The organism is Ancylobacter gelatini, assembly GCF_022601675.1.
Classification (GTDB): Bacteria; Pseudomonadota; Alphaproteobacteria; order Rhizobiales; family Xanthobacteraceae; genus Ancylobacter; species Ancylobacter gelatini.
Genome location: NZ_JAKVIL010000002.1, coordinates 409,772 through 426,839 on the forward strand (window position 1 = coordinate 409,772; position 17,068 = coordinate 426,839).

The 17,068-nt window shown below is 64.8% G+C and carries 19 protein-coding genes and 1 pseudogene; 12 read left to right on the plus strand and 8 right to left on the minus strand.

All coding sequences use genetic code 11. From position 1 onward, the window contains the following. Positions 1–33 precede the first annotated feature (33 nt). The 7 genes from MKI84_RS05170 (at position 34) to MKI84_RS05200 (ending at position 6,036) form a co-directional block, all read left to right on the plus strand. Positions 34–1,164, plus strand: a complete 1,131-nt coding sequence (locus MKI84_RS05170; RefSeq protein WP_241617102.1) for an ABC transporter substrate-binding protein — start codon at positions 34–36, stop codon at positions 1,162–1,164. A 95-nt stretch (positions 1,165–1,259) separates the two neighbouring features. Continuing rightward, on the plus strand, positions 1,260–2,120 hold the full coding sequence (locus MKI84_RS05175) for an ABC transporter permease (protein ID WP_241617105.1): 861 nt from the start codon (positions 1,260–1,262) through the stop codon (positions 2,118–2,120). Further along, positions 2,117–2,935, plus strand: a complete 819-nt coding sequence (locus MKI84_RS05180; RefSeq protein WP_241617107.1) for an ABC transporter permease — start codon at positions 2,117–2,119, stop codon at positions 2,933–2,935. The genes MKI84_RS05175 and MKI84_RS05180 overlap by 4 nt, the downstream gene beginning before the upstream one ends. Position 2,936: 1 nt before the next feature. Then, positions 2,937–4,016 carry an ABC transporter ATP-binding protein gene (locus tag MKI84_RS05185; RefSeq protein WP_241617109.1) on the plus strand — a complete coding sequence of 360 codons (1,080 nt, stop codon included), beginning with the start codon at positions 2,937–2,939 and terminating at the stop codon, positions 4,014–4,016. 20 nt (positions 4,017–4,036) lie between these two features. Then, complete coding sequence (locus MKI84_RS05190) at positions 4,037–4,546, plus strand: nucleoside deaminase (protein ID WP_241617111.1); 510 nt, start codon at positions 4,037–4,039, stop codon at positions 4,544–4,546. Between the two features lie 30 nt (positions 4,547–4,576). After that, a complete protein-coding gene (locus tag MKI84_RS05195; RefSeq protein WP_241617113.1) occupies positions 4,577–5,359 on the plus strand; it encodes a GntR family transcriptional regulator in 783 nt (260 codons plus the stop codon). Further along, the gene (locus tag MKI84_RS05200) at positions 5,356–6,036 is read left to right on the plus strand and encodes a flavin reductase family protein (RefSeq protein ID WP_241617116.1); all 681 of its coding nucleotides are present in this window, start codon (positions 5,356–5,358) and stop codon (positions 6,034–6,036) included. The genes MKI84_RS05195 and MKI84_RS05200 overlap by 4 nt, the downstream gene beginning before the upstream one ends. Before the next feature lie 80 nt (positions 6,037–6,116). On the opposite strand, the gene MKI84_RS05205 is transcribed toward MKI84_RS05200, so the two are convergent. Next, a complete protein-coding gene (locus MKI84_RS05205) occupies positions 6,117–6,743 on the minus strand; it encodes a tyrosine-type recombinase/integrase (RefSeq protein ID WP_241617118.1) in 627 nt (208 codons plus the stop codon). Positions 6,744–7,256: 513 nt separating this feature from the next. Next, the gene (locus MKI84_RS05210; RefSeq protein ID WP_241617120.1) at positions 7,257–7,493 is read right to left on the minus strand and encodes a helix-turn-helix domain-containing protein; all 237 of its coding nucleotides are present in this window, start codon (positions 7,491–7,493) and stop codon (positions 7,257–7,259) included. A gap of 147 nt (positions 7,494–7,640) precedes the next feature. Between MKI84_RS05210 and MKI84_RS05215 the strand changes: the two genes are divergently transcribed. After that, entirely contained in the window at positions 7,641–8,264 is a 624-nt protein-coding gene (locus MKI84_RS05215) for a hypothetical protein (protein WP_241617121.1), read from the plus strand. A gap of 167 nt (positions 8,265–8,431) precedes the next feature. Here MKI84_RS05215 and alr read toward each other — a convergent pair whose 3' ends face one another. Genes alr through MKI84_RS05240 form a run of 5 tightly spaced genes read right to left on the minus strand, consistent with a single transcriptional unit; the run spans position 8,432 to position 12,537 of the window. Further along, complete coding sequence (alr, locus tag MKI84_RS05220) at positions 8,432–9,553, minus strand: alanine racemase (RefSeq protein WP_241617124.1); 1,122 nt, start codon at positions 9,551–9,553, stop codon at positions 8,432–8,434. A gap of 32 nt (positions 9,554–9,585) precedes the next feature. Continuing rightward, positions 9,586–10,392 carry an amino acid ABC transporter ATP-binding protein gene (locus tag MKI84_RS05225; RefSeq protein WP_241617126.1) on the minus strand — a complete coding sequence of 269 codons (807 nt, stop codon included), beginning with the start codon at positions 10,390–10,392 and terminating at the stop codon, positions 9,586–9,588. After that, entirely contained in the window at positions 10,385–11,059 is a 675-nt protein-coding gene (locus MKI84_RS05230; protein ID WP_241617128.1) for an amino acid ABC transporter permease, read from the minus strand. Before MKI84_RS05230 ends, MKI84_RS05225 begins: the two co-directional genes overlap by 8 nt. Then, positions 11,032–11,685 (minus strand): amino acid ABC transporter permease, encoded by a 654-nt coding sequence (locus tag MKI84_RS05235; RefSeq protein ID WP_241617130.1) that lies wholly within the window; start codon positions 11,683–11,685, stop codon positions 11,032–11,034. The genes MKI84_RS05230 and MKI84_RS05235 overlap by 28 nt, the downstream gene beginning before the upstream one ends. A gap of 18 nt (positions 11,686–11,703) precedes the next feature. Continuing rightward, entirely contained in the window at positions 11,704–12,537 is an 834-nt protein-coding gene (locus MKI84_RS05240; protein WP_241617132.1) for a substrate-binding periplasmic protein, read from the minus strand. Between the two features lie 122 nt (positions 12,538–12,659). Between MKI84_RS05240 and MKI84_RS05245 the strand changes: the two genes are divergently transcribed. After that, a complete protein-coding gene (locus tag MKI84_RS05245) occupies positions 12,660–13,538 on the plus strand; it encodes a LysR family transcriptional regulator (protein WP_241617135.1) in 879 nt (292 codons plus the stop codon). Between the two features lie 39 nt (positions 13,539–13,577). On the opposite strand, the pseudogene MKI84_RS05250 reads toward MKI84_RS05245, so the two are convergent. Beyond that, positions 13,578–14,459 (minus strand): annotated as a pseudogene (locus MKI84_RS05250) (LysR family transcriptional regulator); the annotation flags it as partial. 291 nt (positions 14,460–14,750) lie between these two features. On the opposite strand from MKI84_RS05250, the gene MKI84_RS05255 reads away from it, so the two are divergent. Genes MKI84_RS05255 through MKI84_RS05265 form a run of 3 tightly spaced genes read left to right on the plus strand, consistent with a single transcriptional unit; the run spans position 14,751 to position 16,978 of the window. Further along, positions 14,751–15,572: an ATP-binding cassette domain-containing protein gene (locus MKI84_RS05255; RefSeq protein WP_241617138.1), complete on the plus strand. Its 822-nt coding sequence runs from the start codon at positions 14,751–14,753 to the stop codon at positions 15,570–15,572. A gap of 10 nt (positions 15,573–15,582) precedes the next feature. Next, positions 15,583–16,242: an ABC transporter permease gene (locus MKI84_RS05260; protein WP_241617139.1), complete on the plus strand. Its 660-nt coding sequence runs from the start codon at positions 15,583–15,585 to the stop codon at positions 16,240–16,242. Between the two features lie 10 nt (positions 16,243–16,252). Then, positions 16,253–16,978, plus strand: coding sequence for an ABC transporter permease (locus MKI84_RS05265; RefSeq protein ID WP_241617141.1), 726 nt, complete (start codon positions 16,253–16,255; stop codon positions 16,976–16,978). Positions 16,979–17,068: the final 90 nt, after the last annotated feature.

Consider the following 17,068-nt stretch of genomic DNA (forward strand, 5'->3'; position numbering starts at 1 on the left):
ATGCGATATAGTCCAGAAGCAGGAACAGACCCGATGCGCACACCCTTCCTTTCGGGCGACATCAGTCGCCGCTCCTTCCTCAAGGCCGGCGTCGCCGCCGGCGCCCTCACTGCCACCTCGCGCTGGTCGTCGGCCCAGGCTGACGATCCCAAGGTGCTGAACTATCTCTCCTGGCCGGGCAATGCCGATCCCTATCTCGTCGAGCAGTTCGAGAAGGAGAACGGCGTCAAGATCCGCATCAAGGAATATGTCGGCGGCGACCAGATGCTTGCCGTCATCAACCAGTCGCCGCCCGGCTCGTTCGACGTGGTGCTCGCCGATGCCGAGTACATGCACTTACTGCATGCAGCCGACTTCATCGAAGAGATGGACCCGGCGGACTACCCGCTGAAGGACTACTGGCCGGAGTTCCAGAAATTCCCGCTGCACTGGTTCGACGGCAAGCTCTACGGCGTGATGACCGATTTCGGCTATCTCGGCCTGTCCTACAACACCAAGGAATTCACCCCGAAGGAAGTCGCCTCCTACGCCGCGCTGTGGAGCGAGAAGGCCAAAGGCAAGGTCGGCTTCTTCGACTGGTACCTGCCCTCCATGGGCTCGATCAGCCTGTCCAACGGCAACCGCCCGCCCTTCGATATCGACGAGGCGCATTTCGAGGCGGTGAAGGAGAAGCTGTTCTCGCTGAAGCAGCAGGCCTCCGGCTTCTACACCATCGCCGACATCTTCTCCTCGCTCACCAATGGCCGCGCCCAGCTGGTGCCGGGCATCGGCGAATGGATCACGCTCGGCCTGCGCATGAACGGCGTGCCGGTCGACACCATCATCCCCGAGGAAGGCGGTCTGCAGTGGACGGAATCGCTCTCCATCGTGAAGGGCACGCCCAAGCGCGACCTTGCTCGCAAGTTCATCCAGTACACCACCTCGCCCGAGGGCCAGGTGAAGATGGCGACCAAGGTCGATAACAAGAAGTCGATCCCCTCGATTCCCGGCTGGAAGCTGCTCAACGAGACCATGACGAAGGAAGCCGAGATCCTGCGCATGACGCTGACCGGCCCCAACGTGATGGACGAGTACAAGGCGAAGAAGATCCAGTTCCGCCAACTGCCCAATCAGCAGGAAATCGCCGACTGGAACGACGTCTGGAGCGAGTTCAAGAGCCTCTGATTCAACGCGAACAAAGGGGTTCCGCCATAATGGCCGCCTCCATGACGACGCGTGCCAGCGCGCCCCGGCGCTGGTTCTGGATGCCGAGGCCACGCATGGCAGGCTCTCCCAGAGTGCTGCCCGCCGTGCTCGGCATTCCCGTGGTACTCTGGCAGGCGGTGTTCTTTGCGGCGCCGCTGATCTTTCTTGTCGTCGTCACCTTCTGGCAGGTGAAGTCGTTCCGGCTGGAACCGGCCTTCGTGCTGGATAACTGGACGCGCATCCTGTTCTCGACGACGTTCCAGCGTGCGCTGGTGCACACCTTTACGGTGGCAGGCACGACGACGGTGCTCGCCGTCGCCATCGCCTTTCCCGCCGCCTACACCATCGCGTTCCGCTTGAGCACGAGGGCGCGCGATCTTGCGGTCGCCTTCCTCGTGGTGCCGGTGTTCTCCAGCTACATGCTGCGCATCTATGCTTGGCAGATCGTGCTGAGCCCGGAGGGCATCACCAATGCGCTGTTAGGTTCGATCGGCATCGGGCCGCTGCCGCTGCTGGGCGGGGCGTTCTCGCTACAGGTCGGACTGCTCACGCTGACCTTGCCGATCGCGGTACTGACCCTCGTCTTCGCCATGGCCGGCATCGACCGGACGCTGATCGAGGCGGCGGAAAATCTCGGCTGCCGCCGCGCGCGGGTGATCGCTCATGTGATCATCCCCTCGCTGCGCCCGGCCATCGCGCTGACGGCTACCACCAGCTTTCTGCTGGCGTTCGGCGACTATATCAGCCCGCTATTCATGACCGGCTCCAAACCGCCGACGCTCTCCATCCTCATCGTCGACACCGTGAAATCCGGTTCGCAATGGCCGCGCGCCTCGGTGATCGGGGTCTCCATGCTGGTGATGCTGGCGCTGGTGCTGGGCCTCGGCCAGTTCCTGTCGCGCGGCCGCGCGGCACGAAAGGAGGCGACGCGATGAACACGAGCCTTGCCACCCGCCTGTCGCGCCTCGCCCAATACGGCTTTCTCGGCCTGCTGTTCGGCTTCATCGCCACGCCGATGCTGGTCATCGTGGTGTTCTCCTTCGACGCCAACCGCTTCCCGACCATTCCGTGGGGCGGTTTCAGCCTGGAATGGCACCGCGCGATTCTCGACGATGCGATGATCCGCGATGCGTTCCTCAACAGCGTGCTGGTCGGGCTCGGCACGGCGATGCTGTCGACCCTGCTCGGCTTTGCGGCGGCCTATATCGACTTCCGCTATCGCTTCCGCCTCAAGCTGCCCTTCGTGCTGCTGGTGGCGGTGCCGCCCGCGGTTCCGGCGACCATCCTCGGCATGGCGATGCTGGCCTTTCTCTCCCGCATCGGCCTGTTCGGTCGGCTGGAGACGGTTATGGCGTGCCATGTCGCTATCGCCACCTCTTTCGCCATGGCGATCATCCGGCTGCGGCTGAACGATCTCAGTCGCGATCTGGAGCCGGCGGCGTGGAACCTTGGCGCCTCGCCGGCAGCCGCGCTGATCCATGTCGTGCTGCCCTTCTGCAAGCCGGCGCTGGTCGCCTCGTTCTTCCTGTCGGCGGCGGTGTCGTTCGACGAATTCCTGATCGCCTGGTTCGTCGGCGGCGTGCACGAGACACTGCCGGTTCGCATCCTCAACCTCCTGCAGGGGCAGGTGAACCCGAAGATCAATGCCATCGGCACCGTGGTGCTGGTGATCAGCGTGGCGCTGGTGCTGATCGCCCAGCGCTTCACCGGCGTGCGCGCCGGACGTCGCCCCAAACCCGAAGGAGAGTGACATGAAGACCCCGTTCATCGCGCTCGATCAGCTCGACAAGCGCTATCCCGACCACCATGCCGTCAAGTCGATCAATCTCGACATCGATGCCGGCGAGTTCATCGCCATCATGGGTCCTTCCGGCTGCGGCAAGTCGACGACGCTACGGCTGATCGCCGGGCTCGACGAGCCGACCGGCGGCGAGATCCGCATCGGCGGCGACAGCATGCGCGGCGTGCCGGCCTTCCAGCGCAACACGCCGATGGTGTGGCAGAGCCTCGCGCTGTTCCCGTTTCTCACCGTCGCCGAGAATGTCGCCTTTCCCCTACGCATGCAGAAGGTCGGCGCGGCAGAGCGGCGCAAGCGTTCGCTCGAATGGCTGGACCGGCTGGGCCTCGCCAGCATGGCCGAGCGCAACATTGCCCAGCTTTCCGGCGGCCAGCGCCAGCGCGTGGCGATCGCCCGGGCGCTGGTGACCGAACCTTCCGTGCTGCTGCTCGATGAGCCGCTTTCGGCGCTCGACGCACATCTGCGGGTGCGGATGCAGACCGAGCTGTCGCGCCTGCACCGCGAACTCGGCATCACCTTCGTCTATGTGACGCATGCCCAGTCCGAAGCCTTTGCGCTGGCCGACCGTATCGTCATCATGAGCGAGGGGCACATTCAGCAGGTCGGCCGCCCGCAGGATGTCTACCGCGCGCCGGCCAACGCCTTCGTCGCGGAGTTCATGGGGATGAACAATCTGGTACGCGGCGAAGTGCGCAGCACACGCGACGGCGTGCTCGATATTGCCGGCGCGCTCGGCGACTTCCGCGTGCCGTCGGCGACACCGCGCCCGCAGGGCAGCAAGGGCGATTTCGTGATCGCCGCCGACCGCATCGCGCTCAAGCCTGAGGCCGATGGCGAAGGCCTCTCCGGCACCGTTCTCGGGCTGGAATTCGTCGGCTCGACCCAGACCGTGTTCGTCGAAATCGAGGGCGGTGCGGAATTCCGCGTGCAGAAGCAACAGCACGAGATCGAGGCGCTGAACCTCGTGCCGGGCCGTAAGGTCAAGCTGAGCTGGAACCCTGAACACGCCTGGCTGCTGCCGCAAGCCGCCTGACCACATTCAAGGAGGAAACTATGTACCGAGAGAACTTCATGCGCCGCGCCATCGAAATATCGCGGCAGGCGCTCGACACGCCGGGCACCGAGCCGTTCGGCTGCGTGATCGTCAAAGACGATGCCATTGTCGGCGAGGGGCTGAACCACTCGCTCGCCCATTACGACCCGACCTCGCATGGCGAGGTGGAGGCGATCCGCGATGCCTGCCGGCGGCTGGAATGCGTCGATCTCACCGGTTGCGAGCTCTACACATCGTGCGAGCCCTGCGCGATGTGCGTGGCGACCATGGAAGTCGCGGGCATCTCCAAGCTTTATTACGCCGCATCGATGAATCAGGCCGGCGTCGCCTTTGCCTCGCTGAACCGCCGAGAGCGCCATCCGATCGATGTCGACCGATTGCGTGCAGAAGCCGGCGCCCTCGTCGAGGACCGCGCCATGCCCTCGCAACAGGCGATGGAAGGTGAGGCGGTCGCCATCCTCGACAGCTGGGTGAAAGCGCGTAAGGCTGCCACCGCCTCGGCTGGCTGATTCAGTGCATACGAAACACAGAGCACTCGCATGAACATCACGCGCGTAAAGAAGGGCGCCTCGCGCTCGGTCAACGACCCGACCGCGAAGGGGAAAGGTCCTCCTGCCGCCGGCGAAAACGGGGCGATCTCCCGCACCGAGGCGGTTCAGGACGCGCTTCGCCAAGCCATTATCGAGCAGCGCCTCCAGCCGGGGGCCAAGCTCCCGGAGGACGCCATCGGCGACGCCTTCGGTACCAGCCGCACCATTGCGCGCGAGGCGCTCGGGCGGCTCGCCGTGGAAGGACTGGTCGAGTTGAAACAAAATCGGGGCGCCTTCGTCGCCAATCCCAGCCTCGATGAGGGGCGCGATGTGTTCGTCGTCCGCCGAGGCCTTGAGCGGATCGTGACCGAATGCTTGTCGGGCAAGCTGAAGGCTGACGAGATCGCGGTGCTGCGCAACCACGTGGCCCGCGAACGTGAAGTGTCCGGCCATAACGAGGTGGAATCCATCCGCCTAGCCGGCGAGTTCCATCTGCTTCTCGCACGACTGACCGGCAATCATGTGCTGGTGCGCTATGTCACCGAAGTGGTGTCGCGCTGCTCGCTCATCCTCGCCATGTATGGCCGACCGCACTCGTCGGATTGCGGTGTGAGCGAGCATGGCGAGATCGTCGACGCGCTGATCGTGGGCAATGGCGCGCGGGCCGTCGAACTCATGGACCATCATCTCGAAGCCGTCGCTAGCCGCGCCCTGCTCCAGCAGAAGGCGGAACGCGACATTCGCGACGTTCTCGCGCCCTATGCCGCGCGGATCAAAGGGCTTGAGGCATGAGCCTGCACCACGAACCCGACACCGATTCCGTCGCCTTTGACTTCCGCGAGCTTGGCGAGCGCGAGCGCTACAAGCTGATGATCGGCACCATCGTGCCGCGCCCGATCGCGCTGGTGACCACAGTTGACCCAAAAGGCCGGGTGAATGCGGCGCCGTTCAGCTTCTTCAACTGCCTCTCGGCCGATCCGCCGATCGTGGCGCTGGGGGTTGAGAACCATGCCGACATGTCGTTCAAGGACACGGCGCTGAACATCCGGCTCACCGAAGTGTTCACGGTCAACATCGTTTCGCACACCATCGCCGAGGGCATGCATCTGTGCGCGGCGGATTTCCCGCCGGACATGGATGAACTTGCCGCAGCAGGTTTCACCGCCGTCCCGGGCGTGAAGGTGGCCTCGCCCTGGATCAGGGAGGCGCCAGCGGCCTTTGAGTGCCGTCGGCATCTCACGCTGGAACTGGGCAAGTCCCGCCAGATCATTCTCGGCGAGATTGTCTATGCGCACTACCGCTCGGATGTTGTGGACACTGAGCGCCTACGCATTGATCCGGCTCGGCTCGACGCCATCGCTCGGCTTGGTGGCAGCACATGTTCAACGATCCGCGATCGGTTCGACATGCCGACCCCGAGTTTCGCCGAGTGGTCGGTGCAAGCCCAGCAAAGCGAGACTGTCGCGTAGTTCGCCGCATCGACTAGGCGAAAACCGGTCAGGTAGGGGCCAGCGGCACTGGCAATTTCGAGATTTGCCAGTGCCAAACGTTAGATCTCGGTCTGCTCCGATAGGCTCAAGGCGTCATCCACCTCGATCCCGAGATATCGCACGGTGCTTTCGAGCTTCGTGTGACCGAGCAGGAGTTGGCAGGCACGCAGATTTCCGGTCCGCTTGTAAAGGATGGAGACTTTTGTTCGCCGCAGGCTGTGCGTCCCGTAATCCGCAGGGTTAAAGCCGATCAGGCCGACCCATTGGTCGACGAGACGTCCGTACTGCCTGGTGGTTACGTGTCCTCCGCTGTGGCTGCGGCTCGGCCAAAGCCAGTCGCTTCCCTTTGCTCGCCGCACGGCAAGCCAAGCAGCGAGAGCATCCTTCGTCGGTTCGGTGATTTCGAAGGGAACCGGCTGGCCGGTCTTGTGCTGGACGACCACCGATCTCGCGCGAATGCCGTTGCCGGAGAATACGTCGCCGACCTTGAGCGTGACCAGGTCGCAGCCACGCAGCTTGCTGTCGATAGCTAGGTCGAACATGGCGAGGTCGCGCACCCGGTCGGCAATCTGCAGCCGCGTGCGCAAGGCCCATATGTGCTTGGGCTTCAGGGGAGGCTTCGCGCCGACGATCCGGCCGGCGTTCCAAGGCTCGTGCTGTGGATGGCTCTCTTGATTGGCATGCATGGCATCCTCCTTCCGAGGAGCAGCCCCAATAAAGCTAATGCCGTAAGAGCCGGTCGAGAAGAGGTCAGTGTTGCATGCCGGCGGTAGGAGTTGACCTTCGCTACGCGCCAGGAGTGGCCATTCACCCCATGCCGGAAATCGGACATTTGGTGCTCCGATTTCGCCCAAGTGGGACGCGAGCAAGTGGGATGCGAGGGTGTCATCAAGCGGGCCCTGGGTCCGCTTTCCAGCTAGGTGGCAGGCGTCCGAGCGATCTGAACTCGTCGTCGAACCAATGAAGTGTACCCGATCTAGCAAAAAAATACCTTCAGCATAGTATTAAAATGTATGTGATAAGTATTATTTCAGAATAGGTGGAGCCAAAAATAGGCCAACGCTTTCAAGGCGCTATATGGATTGCGTTGGATTCCAGTGAGACGCTATGCGTTCTTGGGTGGAGCGCAAGGATTAATTCGGGCGGCCGGCCCGTCGTAAAGATGGCCCCGTCGGCCCGCTGGGTCGGCGAAGGCGCCGTCAGTTCGACTCGGAGGGCTTCCGAAAGCGCACGCCAACGCCGCCCCCATTCTCCGGAATAAACTCGATGCCGGCGGCCTCAAAGGCGGCACGGATGGTTTCCATCGTACCAGCCCGAAGACGCTCACCGCGCTCCAAACGCGCGATGGTGTCAGGCGAAACGTTCGCCTTTTGCGCCAAGTCGCGGGTACCCCAGCCGAGCGCCACACGTGCCATTTTCGACTGGATGGGCGTCATTTCGTAACGGTGATACGATTATTCATTGAAGGCTGCCGTCGCGAGAGTTATCGTACCAAGGTTACGATTATCGTTTAGGCGGCCGTTCAGAGCGTTGGCCCGCTCAGAACGGCCTGACCACAACCTAAGCTGTCTGGAGCTCGGATCATGGCTGATTCTGAGATTAGCACGACTCTGTCCCGGCCATCGCGGAGAGACATTCTCTCCGCCGCCCTGCTGACGGTCGGCGGCGCTTCCTTTGACAGTTCGTCTGCGGCCGCGCCGCGTGATGGCGGCACGACAGATGCCGCTATTATTGCATGGAAAGCCTGGCGCACCGCGCATCGGCGCACGCTCGCTTTATGCCGGAAACAGCAACGCTTGGAGTCCGAACTTGCGCGGATGATCGGTTTTCCGCAGGTGGTTCTTGCTGCAGCCCAGCTGCCGTCACCAATGCGCATCGGCTCGCTGTGGCAGTTCGATGAGCTTGCGGCGGATCTGCCGTCGCTCTGCTCACAGCGCGAAGAAGTCGCTGCCGCGCTGCGCGCACATCAGCAGCGTTGGGACGAGGCGGATGGCACTATCGGCTACTCCGTCACCCGAGAGGAGGAGGCGGCGGCGTGCACCGACGAAGAGCGTCTGATCGTGAGGCTCTTTGCAGCGGATACCTCCTCTCTGCGCGGTCTCTCCGCGAAGCTCGACGTTCTGATCGCCGTCGGAGCCGAGGGCGCAGAGGGCGACATTTCCCGTGGCCGGAGCTGCGGCGCATCCGTAAGGATGTTGCGCGCTTGATGCAATTGCAGCGTCACGATGCTGTCGGCTTGACTGCTTGGCGCAGTGCTCCCGATGCCGATGCGGAAGCACGGGTGCGGGGGGCTTGAATGCCATCAGGGCAATGGCACATCTGTTCCCGGCCCGGACGCCATCGGGACTGTGGCTGAGAGCTCTAAGAGGTCGAGTTAGTCGATGTAGCGGCGCGGCAGGGTCTTTCCGATCGCGGGAAACAGGTCGTGCGTCGACATCCGCCACTGGTCCGCCAGGTCCTCAAGCTGGATGGCGACATCGCCCGAACGGCCAAGGAGGACCACCTCGTCGCCGACCTGCGCGTCCGGCACATCCGTCAGGTCCACGCGCAGCAGTTCTGAATGCGAGGGGCCGAGCAGCGACACCCGCTTTCCGCGGATCAGCACTGTTGCGTTCTGCGGCATGGATCTCGGGAAGCCATCGCTCCAGCCGAAGGGGATGAGACCGAGGCGCATGTTCGGGCGGAGCGTCAGAAACGGTGCCCGAATGATGTCATCCGTCGGCGCGAGCGCGCGCACCATGACAAGGCGGCTCTTCAATCCCACCAGCGCAGGCCTCCAGCTCGCCTGCCGCTCGGCGACCGACTGGAACGACATGCCGACGACGAGCCGGCCCGGATCCACCGCGTTCAGATCCGCCTCCGGGTGGCCGAGGACGATCGCCGAGCTGGAGACCATGCGGATCGGCACGTCGATGCCCTCCGCTTCGATGGCGGCAAGCGCCCGCTGGATCGCCTCCAGCTGGGCGAGTGTGTAGGGCTCGTCCTCGAAGCCGTAGCTCGTCATCGGGTGGCCATAGACCCCCGCCAGGCGAAGATGACGGCTCTCGGTGATCGCGCGCGCGATCGCCGCCGCCTCATGCGGGAAGGCGCCGGCCCGGAAGCCCCCGCCGTCGATCTTCAGGAAAACCGGCAGGCGGTGGCGGGCCGCGCGATCCCAGAGCGCGACGTCCTCCAGCGTGGAGAGCGTGGGCATCAGTTCTGCCTGTTCCAGCAAGGGCGCGCTGTCGGGCAGGCAGGTGGGATAGAGCAGGATCGGGCGTGTGACGCCGGCGGCGCGGCAGGCGAGGGCGCTGTCGATGTTGCCGAAGGCGAAGCCGTCGACGCCTTCCGCCTCGGCCCGCCGCGCGACTTCCGTGGCGCCGCAGCCGCTCGCGTCGCCCTTCAGGCACATATAGATCGCGACCGCCGGCCCGATGAGGTGGCGAAGCTGGCGCACATTGTGAGCGACGGCGCCGAGATCGATTTCGCACCAGGTCGGGCGCAGGGGGGCGGACATTGACGTGAAATCCCGGATGGATGAGGGCGCGGTCACAGCTGGTTCCCCGCGCGGTAGCGCTGCATGAAGCTGCGCAGACGTTCGTGATCCGGCGCTTCGAAAATGGCCTCGGGCGCGCCGCTTTCGATCAGCCGGCCATCCGCCATGAAGGCGACCGAGGTCGACACCTCGCGTGCGAACGCCATTTCATGGGTCACGATCATCATCGTGATGCCGTCGGCGGCCAGCGAGGTGATGACATCGAGCACCTCGCCCACCAATTCCGGGTCGAGGGCGGAGGTCACCTCGTCGAGCAGAAGCAGGCGCGGCTGCATGGTCAGCGCACGGGCAATCGCCACACGCTGCTGCTGGCCGCCTGAAAGCTCGGAGGGATAGCGGTGACGCTTGTCGGCAAGGCCCACCTGCTCCAGCAGTGCGAGCGCCCGCTCGCGCACCGGACCCGGCGCCTCGCCATGGACGCGGCACGGCGCCACGGTGAGGTTCTCCAGCACATCCAGATGCGGGAACAGGTTGTAATGCTGGAAAACCATGCCGACCTGCGCCCGCAGCGCGGCGATCTGCCTATCCGACTTGCGGCGGCGCCGGCCATCGGGCAGCGGCTCGATGCCGACGGTTTCGCCGGCGATGGTGATCAGGCCCCGCTCATAGGTTTCCAGGTAGTTCACGCAACGCAGCAGCGTCGTCTTGCCCGAGCCGCTGGGGCCGATGAGCGAGAGCACGTCCCCGGCGGCGACGGTGAGGCTGACCTCTTTGAGGACGTCGACAGCGCCAAACGACTTGCCCACCCGGTCGATGACGACCAGCGGCTCGGAGGTGGCGGGGGAGGTGAGATCAGACATAGCGCATCTTCTTTTCGACATGGCGCCCGATCTGCGAGATTGAGAAGCAGATCACGAAATAGAACGCGGCGACGGCGAGATAGGCGGGGAGTATCTCCATGGTCCGCTCGCCGATTTCCCGACCCGCAGCCACCAGTTCCCAGCCGCCGATGGCGGACACCAGAGAGGTGTTCTTCACCGCGACCAGAGCGACGTTCAGGTAGGGCGGGAGGCTGAGACGCCGCGCCTGCGGCAGGATCACGATGGTGAACAGCTGGACGCGCCGCATGCCCAGAGCCCGGCCAGCATCCCACTGCGTGCGCGGGACCGCGGCCAGTGCCGCCCGGAACACCTCCGCCACATAGGCCCCGAAGTACAGGCCGCCAACCAGCACGACGACCAGCCAGAGCGGCAGGTCGAGCCCCAGATAAGGCAGGCTGAAATAGCTACCGATCAGAAGCACCAGCAGCGGCACGCCGCGCGCAACCAGCCCATAGGCTGCGGCCAGGAGGCCAAGAGGCTTCCAGCTGTAAAGTCGGAGCAGGGCCAGCAGCATGCCGGCGACGGTGGCGACGGCGATGATCCCCAGTGACAGGCCGATCGTCACCAGCGCGCCCTGCGCGAGGTACATCCCGGAGGACATCAGCATGGCGGTGGTCATCACGAGGCCCTCACCGGATAGCGCCATTCGGCGAGCTTCAGCACGCCGGCGACGCCGGCGCTGATGGCGAGGTAGATCAGGGCCACCGTCAGGAAGGTCTCGTAGGGCGCGGCGCTGCGATCCAGCAGCAGCTTGCTGGCCTGGGTCAGTTCGGCGACCGCGATGGTCGAGGCGACCGAGGTGTCCTTGATGATGATGATCAACTGGTTGCCCAGCGGCGGCAGGACACGGCGAAGTGCCTGCGGCAGCAGGATGACCCTGAGCGCCATGCCGGGCATCATGCCCAGCGCCAGCGCCGCCTCCCGCTGGCGCGGATGGATCGAGACCAGCCCCGCGCGGTAGATCTCGCCGATATAGGCGCTGTTCTGCAGCGACATCGCCAGCACGGCGGAAGTGAAGGCCGACATGTGCACGCCCAGCGTCGGCAGGCCGAAATACAGCACGAAGATCTGCACGAGGATGGGCGTGTTGCGCATGATCTCGACGAAGCCGGTGGCAACATAGCGGAGCGGCGCATGGCGGCTCATGCGCAGGAAGGCCACCACACCGCCGCCGAGCGTGGCGCCGAGCAGGGCGCCGATGGCGAGGGCGACGGTCATCGCCGCCCCCTCCATCAGCAGGGGTGCGTTGTTGAGGATGAAGGCGAGATTCATGGACGGACGCTCGGGCCGTCAGTTCTGGTTGAACGGCCGCTGCGGCGGCGGCTCCTTGCCGAACCACGTCTTGTAGAGCGCCGCATATTCGCCGTAGCGCGAGCCGTTGACGTATTCCCGCACGATGGTGTCGAGCGCCAGCCAGAGCGGGAAGTCGCCGGGCTTCATGAAGATGGCGTTGTTGTTGATGGTGCCGAGCGAGCCGTCGAGCACCACGAATTCATCGCCATTGTGCCCGACGAAGAAATTGACCGCCGCCGAATCCGCCTGCCAGGCGGTCGAGCGGCCGCTCTTCAGCGCCAGCGCGGCTGCGCTGTCGGTGTCGAAGAAGATGGCATTGGCCTTCGGGGCGTATTTCTTGGCGCGGTCGACCATGGCCGCGCTGTTGGTCGAGCCGAACACCACATTCTCATTGTCGAGGTCCGCCAGCGTCTTGATCGGCGAGCCCTTGGGCACCACGACCAGCGTGCTGGAATCGATGTAGGGCCGGGTGAAGGCGAGGCGCACCGCGCGGTCGGGATAGATGGTGGCGGTGGAGATGCCGAAATCCGCCTTGCCGGACAGCACGGCGGGGAAGCGGCCATCGACGGTGGTGGTCATCAGCTCGATCTTGTCGGGATCGCCGAGCAGCGCCTTGGCCATCAGCCGCGCGACCTCGACCTCGAAGCCGGTCAGCTTGCCATTCTCGTCGATGAAGCCGTTCGGTCGGGCCGTGGACGAGACGGCGACGATCACCTTATCGCGCTTGACGATGGTATCGAGCCGGGATTCCTGCGCGGAGGCGGCGTTGAGGCCAAGGCTCATGGCGAGCGCGACCAGACCTCCCGCGAGGCGGGACATACGATGAAACATGGTTTTTCCCTCTGGTTATGGGGAAAGAAGACCATGTTGCAGTGCGATCGGAAAACGAATAATCCCGTCGCTAAGCATCGACAATTTCGATGCTCGGAATAGTCCTACGGGAGGCGTCAAAGATGCTGCGCGAAATCGAGACCTTCCTGGCGGCCGTTCGCTACGGCACCTTCACCGAGGCCGGCGAGCGCATCGGGCTCACGCAGTCGGCGGTCAGCGAGCAGATCCGCCGGCTGGAGGGCTTTGTCGGCTATCGCCTGTTCTTCCGGACGGGCCGCTCCGCGACGCTGAACGCCGAGGGGCAGGATCTGGTGCCGCTGGCCGATCAGGTCGTGTCGCTGGTCGCGGAGATGCGCCGGCGCCATGCGGTTTCCGAAATCCGCACCACCTTGCGCGTGGGCACAGTCGCCTCGCTGCATAGCGGGCTCGTCGCGCGCAGCATGCTGGCGTTCCATCGGGTATTCCCCAATGTGACCCTGCGCTCCATGCGCGGCGAGGACGACCTGCTCGGGCAGGTCGAGCGCGAGGAGCTGGATTTGGCGGTGATGATCCAGCCTTCCGGTGAGTTGCCCGGCAACGTCGTGTGGCACCATTTGCTGACGAAGCCCTTCGTGCTCATCGCGCCGGCGGCGGTGGAGGCCGCCGACTGGCGCGAGGCGATGGTGGGGCGGCCGCTGCTGCGCTACGACCGATCGACCATCAGTGGTCGCCGGATCGACGCCTTTCTGGAGCGGACGGGCACCGTTGTCGCCGACAATATCTGGATCAACTATCTCGATACGATGATCGCGCTTGTCAGCGAGGGCATGGGAGTCGCGCTCATCCCCCATTCCGATCTTGGTGCGGCGTCAGAGCGTATCCGGGTCTTCTCCCTCGGGGAGGAGGCGTTCCACCGGCACATCGGCGCCTTCACCCGGCGCAGCGGCGCCTCGCGGGAGGCGGACGCCTTCCTCGCCTTGTTGCGGGAGGAGGCGGGGCGGGAGGTCGGTGCGTTGCGTTGACCCCGTCCGCGGCGGAGGAGCAGCAAAGCTGCGCGCCAACTCGTCCGCGAGAAACTGCTGGCGCTCGTTCAGCTTATAGCCGCGCCGCCAGAACACGACGTAATGATAGACCGCGCTCGGCTCGAATGGTCGCGTGATCAGGCCGAAGCGGCGATACTCTCGCGCGATGACCTCATTGGTGACCGACACGCCGATGCCGGCGGCCACAAAACCGGCATCGTGCCCGGTTGCGTCGAACTCCACGGCGATGTTGGGCTCGACGCCCATGTAGCGCAGCGAGTTGACGTTCATCTGATGGGCCGAGAACTGCGGATCGATGTCGATAAGCGCCTCGGAGACCAGATCCTCCGCGACCACCAAGTCCTTCTGCTCGAAGCGATGTCCGGGATAGATCAGGCAGACGTTGCGGGCGGTCGCGACCGGGCGCCACTCGAACACATTTCCGTCGAGCGGGAGGCGGGAGAGGCCGAGATCGGCGCGCCCGTTGAGGACATGCTCGGCGGTCTGCGGATAGCTGCCCGAATGCAGGCGCACCGAGCAGCCGGGATAGTGCGCGCGCAGGGCGCCAAGTGCGCGTGGGAGCAGTTCGAAGCAAAAGATGCCCGGCGCCGCAAGCCCCACCGCCGTGGGTTCTTCGCCCTTCAGAGCCGCAATCGACTTGCCGACCTTGTCTAGGCTGGCAAAGGCGACCTCGATGTCGCGGAGCAGCTCCCATGCCTGATGGGTGGGGATCAGCCGGTTCTTCTCGCGTAGGAACAGCGGAAAGCCCAGCGTCGCTTCCAGCTGCTTGATGTGCTGGCTGACGGCCGGCTGGCTGACCTTCAACAGCCGCGCGGCATAGCGGGCCGATCCGGTCCGCAGAACCTCCCGCAGGATTTGCAACTGACGCAGTTTGACGTCGGCGCTGGGCTGATCCGGCACGTTTGCGACTTTCGCGAGGGACGATTGAAGGCATAATCGTGACTTAAGCAAAAAGCGCAACAAGGCGGCGCTCTGCTGGGCGCGATTTAGGCCTGTCCAGCATTTCCAAGACGCGCGCGCTGTGAGCTGGGCGACGGTTGATAAGCAGCACTTATGGAAATTATTCTCAGCTTATAAATTGACGCCGATATAGGCAGGGTTGTTTTCTGACCACGCCGGCTGCTCACGGGCCTCGTGCCGGCCGCCTCGATCCTTGAGGTGAGCGAACTCGATGCCCGGGCCGGACCCAAGATGCAGACAGCGATCGACATTCATTCGGAAGACGGGCGTCACGGGCGAGGGGCCGCGACCGCCTCCCTGCGCGCCGAGAATGTGCACAAGACGCTGGGGACGCACCCGGTGCTGCGTGGGGTGAGTCTCGCGGCCTATCCCCATGAGGTCATCTCGGTGCTGGGTGCCAGCGGCTCGGGCAAGAGCACCTTGCTGCGCTGTCTCAACCTGCTCGAAGTGCCGGACAGCGGCGAGATCTGGTTCCGCGATGAGAAGCTCGATATCCGGCCGCCGATCGGCCAGAACGGCGCGCGCATCGGCGATGCGCGGCAGGCGCGTCGCGTGCGGGCGTCGCTCGGCATGGTGTTCCAGAGCTTCAATCTCTGGCCGCACAAGACCGCGCTGGAGAACGTCACGGAAGGGCCGGTCCATGTGCGCGGACTGACGCGCCGGGCCGCCACCGAGCGTGCCGAAAACTATCTGCGCAAGGTTGGGCTGATCGAGCGGCGCGACCATTATCCCCGCCACCTGTCCGGCGGCCAGCAGCAACGCGTCGCCATTGCCCGCGCGCTCGCCATGGAGCCGGAGGTGCTGCTGTTCGACGAGCCGACCTCCTCGCTCGACCCGGAGCTGACCGGCGAGGTGCTGCGCACGATCCGCGCGCTGGCGGAAGAAGGGCGGACCATGATCCTCGTCACCCACGAGCTTTCCTTCGCCCGCGAGGTGTCCAGCCGCGTCGCCTTCATGCAGGGCGGGAGGATCGAGGAGGAGGGCCCTCCCGATGAGGTGCTGTCGCGGCCGGCCTCGGCGGGGCTGCGCCGTTTTCTCGATCCGGCCTGCTGAGGAGGCGGAGATGGGCGGTTTTCAGGAACAGTTCCTGCGCGGGTTGGAGACGACGGTGCTGGTGGCGGCCATCAGCGGCACTTTAGGCATGCTGGTGGGGCTTGCCGGCGCGGCGGCGAAGCTGTCGCGCTTCCGGGTGCTGCGGATGATCGCGGATGCCTACACCACCATCGTGCGCGGCGTGCCGGAGCTGCTGGTCATTCTTCTGGTCTATTTCGGGGGCACCGCCGCGCTCACCGCGCTGGTCGGCTCCTATGTCGAGGTCAGTGCGCTCTGGGCGGGGGTCTTCAGCCTCACGGTGGTGTTCGGCGCCTACGCCACGGAGATTTTTCGGGGTGCGATACAGGCCATTCCACGCGGACAGACCGAAGCTGCGCTGTCGATCGGCTTGGCGCCCTGGCAGACATGGCTGCTGGTGATCCTGCCGCAGATGGCGCGGATCGCACTTCCGGCCCTCTGCAATCTCTGGATTTCACTGCTCAAGGACACGTCGCTCATCTCGATCGTCGGCCTCTCCGACATTATGCGCGTCGCGGTCGTCGGTGCCGGGTCGATGCGCGATCCGCTGACCTTCTATCTCGCGGCGTCGGCGCTCTACCTGATGCTCACCAGCGTCTCGCTGCTGACGTTCCGCCTTGTCGAGCGCCGCATGCTCGCCCCGCTGCATTGAGGGTTACGCCATGGATATCGCCCTCATCATCGAGAGTATCCAGACCCTGCTGGGCGGCGTCGTACTGACGCTGGAGCTGACCATCCTGTCGCTCCTCATCGGCTTCGTACTGTCCGTGCCGCTGGCCTTCATGCGGGCCTCGCGCTCGCCATGGCTGTCGTGGCCGGTGCTCGCCTACACCTATGTCTTTCGCGGCACGCCGCTGCTGGTGCAGCTGTTCCTGATCTATTACGGGCTCGGCCAGCTCGCTTTCGTGCGCGAAAGCTTCCTGTGGCTGCTGTTCCGCGATCCGTTCTATTGCGCGCTGCTGGCGTTCTCGCTGAACAGCGCGGCGTACACGATCGAAGTGTTCCGGGGCGGCATCCAGTCCGTGCCGCCGGGCCTCGTCGAGGCGGCGCAGGCAATCGGCCTGTCGCCCACCAAGATCAGCCTGCGGATCGTGTTCCCGCTCGCCTTCCGCACCGTGCTGCCCTCCTATGCCAACGAAGTGGTCGGCATGATCAAGGCAAGCTCCCTCGCCAGCACGGTGACGCTGCTGGAGATCACCGGACTGGCGCGAAAGCTGGTGTCGGAGACCTTCGCGCCCTACGAGGTCTTCATCGCCGCTGGCGCGATCTATCTCGGCCTGACTTTCCTGGCCTCGCGGCTGTTCAACCTCATCGAGCTTCATCTCTCGGGCGCGCCTCCGGACAAGGCGCGCCGTCCGTGGCTGCTGAAGCTGCGGCAGGCACTCTGACCGGCTACGCCGTCGCTGCCACCATCCACCGACACCCACCGCCGCGCGCTCGGCGGCACGCCCCCGCATGCCTTTCCAGAGGAGACACAG